The 8,215-nt window shown below is 36.6% G+C and carries 3 protein-coding genes and 1 pseudogene; all 4 read right to left on the bottom strand.

What is annotated here, in order from left to right:
* Positions 1-1,078: pseudogene (locus tag ACFILN_RS07855) on the bottom strand (hypothetical protein); the annotation flags it as partial.
* Positions 1,079-2,284: 1,206 nt separating this feature from the next.
* Positions 2,285-6,163: a YadA-like family protein gene (locus tag ACFILN_RS07850; RefSeq protein WP_375671239.1), complete on the bottom strand. Its 3,879-nt coding sequence runs from the start codon at positions 6,161-6,163 to the stop codon at positions 2,285-2,287.
* A 1,228-nt stretch (positions 6,164-7,391) separates the two neighbouring features.
* A complete protein-coding gene (locus ACFILN_RS07845; RefSeq protein WP_273791568.1) occupies positions 7,392-7,592 on the bottom strand; it encodes a hypothetical protein in 201 nt (66 codons plus the stop codon).
* 436 nt (positions 7,593-8,028) lie between these two features.
* The coding region (locus tag ACFILN_RS07840; protein ID WP_375671237.1) for a YadA-like family protein at positions 8,029-8,215 on the bottom strand (187 nt) is incomplete at its 5' end.

The following is an 8,215-nucleotide window of genomic DNA, read 5'->3' as shown; positions in this document are numbered from 1 at the left end:
AATCACTTTTTTCACCAGCAATTTCTTTGCTAATCTCATTTTTAATATTCGCGATAGAATCACCAACACCGGCAAAGGCAGACGCGACACTGTCATAAGTCGAGTCAGTAACGTCACCATCAGAATTGAAGCGCTTAACCTTGAATGTAGGAGCAGTCCACGTGCCATTCTCATACTTAGCGTTACCACCTAAAGATTTTGCAACTTTATCACCTAGAGCATAAAGCTGGGAACCATTAACGGCATCGGTTGACGTTTTTGAGAGTTCACCAGGAGAAACATCCAAAAGACGCCGTGTCTCACCTTCACTATTCCGAATAGTTATTTGAGTTAATGGTGAGGTAGCAGCAATAGTTATCTTCTTTTCATCATCCGCTCGGGCTAGTTCACGAGATAAGCTTCTTATAAGAGAAAAGCTGTCTGTGTTCTTATGCTGATCATCACTTTGAGATGGATTATCTTGTTTTTCCCCAATAGCATGGGGTTCCTTTATCTCAATAAGCTGATGATTTAAACCTGCCAAATCACTATTAGTGCCAGAAAATGCATCCGCAACACTTTTATAACCTTCTACATTCTTATAACCTTCCGTACCTGCAAATGCAGTATCAAAAGCAGCTTTAGTCTGAAACTTAATATTAAGACTTAAGTTCTTGGGGGTATCCTCCCCCTCCACANAAAATGCATCCGCAACACTTTTATAACCTTCTACATTCTTATAACCTTCCGTACCTGCAAATGCAGTATCAAAAGCAGCTTTAGTCTGAAACTTAATATTAAGACTTAAGTTCTTGGGGGTATCCTCCCCCTCCACAAATGCAGAGCCACTATCTCTATACAATTTACTGCCAACTACATAGGCTGGCGGTATACCTTTAAGCGCATTTGCACCACCACTAAAGTCGTTTGATTTGTTATTTAAAATCTGAGTAGCAGCAGCAACAGGAGAAACATTTGATAAAAAGATAATCACTGAAGCCAATGAAAGCGCTTTAATAAAAAGCCGTCGATAAAACGAGCAAGAATTTTTACAATCATTCACCACTAGCGCTTTTGGTGTGGTATATAATTTTTTCATAACAAATTCTCCAAATAAGAAATACATATTTAGAACATTAAAAAGTCATATTTCAGTGCTAGGGGTGATTAACGACGTGATTTTTGTTTGTTCTCTATAAAGTTTGAGTTTGCCGCAGAGGCGAACAGAAGTAATTAGAAGTCCGGCAAGGTTGTGATGGACGTTGATTAAAGGTTTGGTTAATGGGTTTTTTATTTTTTCCGCTTTTAAGAAGGATGCTTTTTTTTGCAACAAAACTCCTGAATGAGGGTGAAAAACGGATATGAAGAAGACATACTTGCGCCCTATTGTTAGATCTGCGGTTTATAGTTTTTAAAGTAAAAGAGTTCATTTTGTATAATTAAGAGGCTGTAATGTTTATTAGGGGAAAAGGTTAAGTTGTTGGCTGAATGATTTAGAGTACTTGTTGTGAAATCATTACGCTTTTATCGCGGGGATAAGAGGCATACTCTTGAGCTTTAGATTTTTTTCTCTCAAAGAGCTTCAAAATAAAATGAAGGTGATTGTTTGTTTTTTTCATAATCCGTCGCGCCCCCCTTGCGAGCATCTTTCTGTTTTTACCAAAATGAGTCTTACTAAAGAATATTTCGCGATGTTATAGACTATTGCGTAAAATAGCAAGAGGAAAATGAATTTAATTATTTTTACAGAATGAGTCTTTCCGATTTATACAATCGTAAAATATCCTTATAACTTTAAAATTCATAGATTCCATGCACTATAGACTTGTCTAGAGGTTCTGTTTAATCGTTCGTTTTAGGTGTCCCATTTTGATCAAAATGAGTCTTACTAATAATTGCCGCTGTTGCGCACCTCATGATTGCTACTGCTATGCACAGAGCAAATAAATAAAATAATAATAATACGATTTTTGATTTTTTTAAACGTATCCCCCAATGGATATTTTCTATCAATGAAATTATAGAACGTACAGTTTTAAAATACTGTGCGATTACGCACTCTATCAATTTATATGAGAGTATTACGCTGTATTTATAAAATTTTTGTTAAAGTAATTCACTTTTTACTAAAATCAATCTCACTAAGATTATTACTATAGAATACCTTGTTATAAGACTTTATAAGTATACTACTCTATGGACTTCTCTGTAAAATATTACTTCTCTATAATATAACATTTCGCCCTTGTCTGATGAGACAAGGGCGAAACTTCGCTTAAATTGTAGTTTTTCATATTCTCTGGTATTATTTTAATTTCAGAGTTATTCCACCACCTACACCCCACTGACCGCCAGCACTGGTTGCTGATAGATTAGAACGAATCTTGCCATCTTCAGATGTATAACCTGCACCAATCGCAAAGGCAGATTGTCCACGCCAAAAACCACCACCAAATGAAACACTCACAGATCCTGGGTCATCGAAGTAACGTAAGTTAGAGACTGCCAAACCAATCGCTGCTGCTTGCCTTGCCTCTTTGCGCACATTCGTAATATCATAACTTAGTGCGTCAAACTTCATATCGGTATAGGATTTCGCCGCATTAACACCATTATCGACTTGTTCTTTAGTATACTCTTTCGCACTTTCAAGAGTAATCTTCATCTGCTCCGCGGTATGATCGTATAACTGACCACCATTCACTGCGTCCTTAGAGCCATGTTCAATTTTTCCATCTTGAACATTCGTAATCAAAACAGGCTCACTGTCATCGACACCTTTTAGAGTGATGCTATTGATTTTCTTTCCGCTATCATCGGTATCATAGCTAACCGCAACATTCACCTTGTTTTCAACTTCTGTTACCCTGCCTGTAACGTCGGTTACATTTTTTTCAACTTCTGTTACCCTGCTTTCAACTTTATCCACCCTGCCTGTCACGTCGGTTACCCTGTTACTCATCTGCGAAAACTGACTGTCAGTCACCTCATAAGTTGACTTTTCTAAAATTTCACTAGGAGCAACAGTTACCGTGGTTGAATTATCCGCCTCATCTATGGTGCTTTCTTCCTCATCTATGGCAAGAGGTAAGCTTCTTAGAAAACGTGCGCTTCTCATAAAAGGAAAGCCTTCTGAAATAATATCCGAAGGATCACCATCTAGTGATTTACTCTCTGTTTCACCAATACCAAGGCCATTCTTTATACTAACAATCTCCTTATTCAAAATTTTGAAAGCACTATTAACGCCAGAAAACGCATCTGCAACATTAGTATAGTTTTTCTCAGTTTCATTACCATTCTTATCAAAGGCTTGAACTGTAAATGTAGGATCTGACCATTTTCCCGCTTTATTATATCCAGCACCACCGCCAAAATAACTTGCAAATGCCTGAGTCATAAGATAAATCTGACCACCATTTACTGCTTCAGTCGATGTTGCCGTAAATGCACCCCCCTTAACACCAGAGAGAACTCGTGGAAAATTAACACTGTTTGCAATATCTATTCTATTACCACCCTTGTCTCCACCAATCGTAATAAGCCCAGCGCTATTTTGCTTAACAAAACTATCACCTGTCACACTTTCGATCTTTTGATTAAGATTCGTAAAAGAACTACTTACACCAGAAAGCGCTTCCCCAACATTCTTATAGTTCTTTTCAGTCCCACTACCATTTTTATCAAAAACCTTAACTGTAAAAGTAGGAGCATTCCAGTTTCCATCTTTATCATATCCAGCATTATCACTAAAATAGCTAGCAACTACATTGCTCATGGCATAAAATTGAGAGCCATTTATCGCATCAGTCGATGTTGCTGTAATCGAACCAGCCTTAACACCCGCAAGAGTCCGTGCCACATTATCAACATTCGCGATATTTACCCTGGCCCCACTTACTTTTCCACCAATGGTAATAAGTCCGGTATCATCTTGCTTAACAAGATTATCACCTGTCCCATCAATGACTATATTCTCAATCTTTTTATCAAGATTCGTGAAAGAACTACTTACGCCAGTAAAGGCATCCGCAACATTCTTATAGTCCTTTTCAGTTCCATTACCATCCTTATCAAAAACCTTAACTGTAAAAGTAGGAGCACTCCAGTTTCCATCTTTATAGCCAGCACCACCGCCAAAATAGCCTGCAACTACATTGCTCATGGAATAAAGTTGAGAACCATTTATCGCATCAGTGGACGCTGCTGTAATCGAACCAGCCTTAACACCCGCAAGAGTCCGAACTGCATTATCAACGTTTGCAACGCTTACCTTAGTTCCACTTACTTCTCCACCAATGCTAATAAGTCCCGTATCATCTTGCTTAACAAGACTGTTACCTGTCGCATCAATGACTATATTCTCAATCTTTTTATCAAGATTCGTGAAAGAACTACTTACGCCAGTAAAGGCATCCGCAACATTCTTATAGTCCTTTTCAGTTCCATTACCATCCTTATCAAAAACCTTAACTGTAAAAGTAGGAGCACTCCAGTTTCCATCTTTATAGCCAGCACCACCGCCAAAATAGCCTGCAACTACATTGCTCATGGAATAAAGTTGAGAACCATTTATCGCATCAGTGGACGCTGCTGTAATCGAACCAGCCTTAACACCCGCAAGAGTCCGAACTGCATTATCAACGTTTGCAACGCTTACCTTAGTTCCACTTACTTCTCCACCAATGCTAATAAGTCCGGTATCATCTTGCTTAACAAGATTATCACCTGTCCCATCAATGACTATATTCTCAATCTTTTTATCAAGATTCGTGAAAGAACTACTTACGCCAGTAAAGGCATCCGCAACATTCTTATAGTCCTTTTCAGTTCCATTACCATTTTTATCAAAGACCTTAACTGTAAAAGTAGGAGCACTCCAGTTTCCATCTTTATAGCCAGCACCACCGCCAAAATAGCCTGCAACTACATTGCTCATGGAATAAAGTTGAGAACCATTTATCGCATCAGTGGACGCTGCTGTAATCGAACCAGCCTTAACACCCGCAAGAGTCCGAACTGCATTATCAACGTTTGCAACGCTTACCTTAGTTCCACTTACTTCTCCACCAATGCTAATAAGTCCCGTATCATCTTGCTTAACAAGACTGTTACCTGTCGCATCAATGACTATATTCTCAATCTTTTTATCAAGATTCGTGAAAGAACTACTTACGCCAGTAAAGGCATCCGCAACATTCTTATAGTCCTTTTCAGTTCCATTACCATTTTTATCAAAGCCCTTAACTGTAAAAGTAGGAGCACTCCAGTTTCCATCTTTATAGCCAGCACCACCGCCAAAATAGCCTGCAACTACATTGCTCATGGAATAAAGTTGAGAACCATTTATCGCATCAGTAGACATTGCTGTAATCGAACCAGCCTTAACACCTGAAAGAGTCCGAACTGCATTATCAACGTTTGCAATGCTTACCTTAGTTCCACTTACTTCTCCACCAATGCTAATAAGTCCTGTATCATCTTGCTTAACAAGACTATTACTTGCCACCTTAATATTTTCAATCTTTGCATCAAGATTCGTGAAAGAACTACTTACGCCAGTAAAGGCATCCGCAACATTCTTATAGTCCTTTTCAGTTCCATTACCATTTTTATCAAAGACCTTAACTGTAAAAGTAGGAGTTATCCAGTTTCCTTTTCTATCGTATCCAGCACCACCACCAAAAGAGATCGCAGTACTGATGCCTTGGGAAAAAAGCTGAGAACCATTGACTGCATCATACGAGATTGGCGAAACCCAACCATCAGCAACACCAGTAAGAGTCCTCAATCCATGAGAGCTATTTGCGATAGTTATTCTATTGCCACCTACGTCCGCACCAATTGTAATAAGTCCTGATGCATCTTGCTTAACAAACTTATCATACCTAGTTTCAGCGACATAATTCTCCAAACCATACAACGCAGAACCAACATCTCTATATATTTTACCGTTAATTATATAGGTTGGCGCAATACTTTTACGTATATTTGTACCTCCACCAAAATACTGCGCTACATTACCCCAAAGATCACAAGCAAAAACAGGAGAAGCACTTGATAAAAAGGCAGCTACTGACACTAATGAAAGCGTTTTAATAAAAGGTAATCGATAAGACGAGCAAGAATTTTTTAAATTACTCACTGCTAGTGTGTGTGGTGTGGTATATAATATTTTTTTCATAATAAATCCTCTAAGTAAAAAAAACATATTGAAAACATTAAAAAGACATATTCCGGTGCTACTAAGCTCTAGAGGTAGTTTTTTCTTGTTTTATAAAAGATTAGGGTTGTCATAATGCGGAAGAGGACTATCTAAGATATCAATGAGGTTGTAGTCCACCTTGATTGATAGTCCGATTAATAAGGTTTATTTTCCCCTTTTAGGGGGGATTTTCTTTCTGTAGCAGAGCCTTTAAATTTAAAGGCGTAGAAAGGTGAAAGAAGTGTAGAAAAAACATGTTTGCGCGCTATTATTAAGTGTTGTGTGTTTAAGAGGCAATAAAGGGTGTTTATTGCGCAAGGGAGTTAAGTTGTTTGTTGAGTAATTTAGAGCGTTTTTTGTAGGGTTATTGTGCTTTTGTCGTGAAAATAAGCGAGATACCCATGAGTTTTATATTTGTATCTCTTAAAGCTTTTTGAGATCAGACGATTGTGATTTTGTAATTTTTCCATAACTTACCGCACCCCGCTTTGCGAGAAGATTTCTAGTTTCTTTATAATCAATTTTTCGCACTCTATACAGATTATTAAAAAATAGCAAGGAAAAAATAATTTAATTATTTTTTTATATTTTTATATAATGCGTCTTTCTGATTCTTGAAATAATTCAAGAATTCATAGCCTCATTGTTTACACTTTAGGCTTTTATAAAAGTGCTGGTGCATCGTTATGCTTTAAATATCCCTGTTGTGATCAAAGTGAGTCTTACTTAATCATTCCCGCTGCTACATACAAAGAAAATAATAAAAATGGAAAAAATGAGATTTTTTATTTCTTTAAGCATACCCCCTAGTGGATATTCCTATTAATAAAATTATAAACTGTACAGTTTTAAAATATTGTGCGATTACGCGTGCTCTATTAATTTATATAAAAACATCACTCTGCATTTGTAATTTTTTTTGTTAAAATGCTTCACTGTAACTAAAATTAGTCCCACTAAGATTATTATTACAGAATACATTGTTATAAAACTTTACAAGTATACTACTCTATGAGTTTCTGTGTAAAATATCACTTCTTTATAAAATTTTTACCCTTGTCTGATGAAACAAGGGCGAATGCGTTTTTTATTATTAATGCAGTGTTAAGTTTACTCCTGCACTTAACCCCCTGTAACCTCTTGCACTCGTGACAGATATATTAGAGCGAATCTTTCCATCTTCTGACATATAAACGGTTCCAATAGCTCAAGCCAATCGACTACGCCATAAACCACTACCAAAACAAAGACTTAAAGACCAAAGGATATTAAAATAACTTAAATTCGATACTTCTAAACCAACAGAGGATGCCTGTCTTGCTTCTTTCTGAGCTGTCTTAATATCACATCTTAATGCTTCAAATTTTGTATCCGTGTAAGATTTTGCATCATTAACAACATTACTCATTGCATTATACTATGGATTCAGAAAAACATTTATCTATATATTTTTTCGCATCATTAAAAACTGTCTTAATCTGCTGCTCACTGTCATGTAATTGATCACCTTTTATAGCATTATACAATCCAATAATAATCTTATCAGCAGTAGAATTATGCAAAATAAAATACCCCCTATCTTGTCATAAAAAACAATGCTGCATTCATTAATAATATTATTACAATATATTAAAAATAAATATCGATTACTCAAATAATTCCTTTTGGAGATGATAAATGATTTTTTCATATAAAATTTCATAATAAAAAATATATTTTTACTCGAAATACGCCCTTATCTTCTATTGCTATTCATTTATGATGAAAATAACTTTCCTTCTCTTTAAATGGCACATGTAACGCATTTGATAAGAGAAGGAAAATTTATTTCGAATTTTCTATTGTTAATTCAGTGTTACCCTAAATCCAGCACCTACCCCCCAATGTCCCCCAGAACTCGTTGCAGATACGTTAGAGCGAAATCTTCCATTTTCAGACATATAACCAGCTCCAAGAGCAAGTGCAGATTGACTGCGCCATAAACCACTCCCAAATGAAAAACTTAATTTTCCTGGTGTATCGTCATAGCTT

Source organism: Bartonella sp. CL434QHHD, assembly GCF_042195145.1.
Lineage (GTDB): Bacteria > Pseudomonadota > Alphaproteobacteria > Rhizobiales > Rhizobiaceae > Bartonella.
Note: the sequence above shows the minus strand (reverse complement) of the source record. Positions and strands in the feature narration are given on the sequence as shown.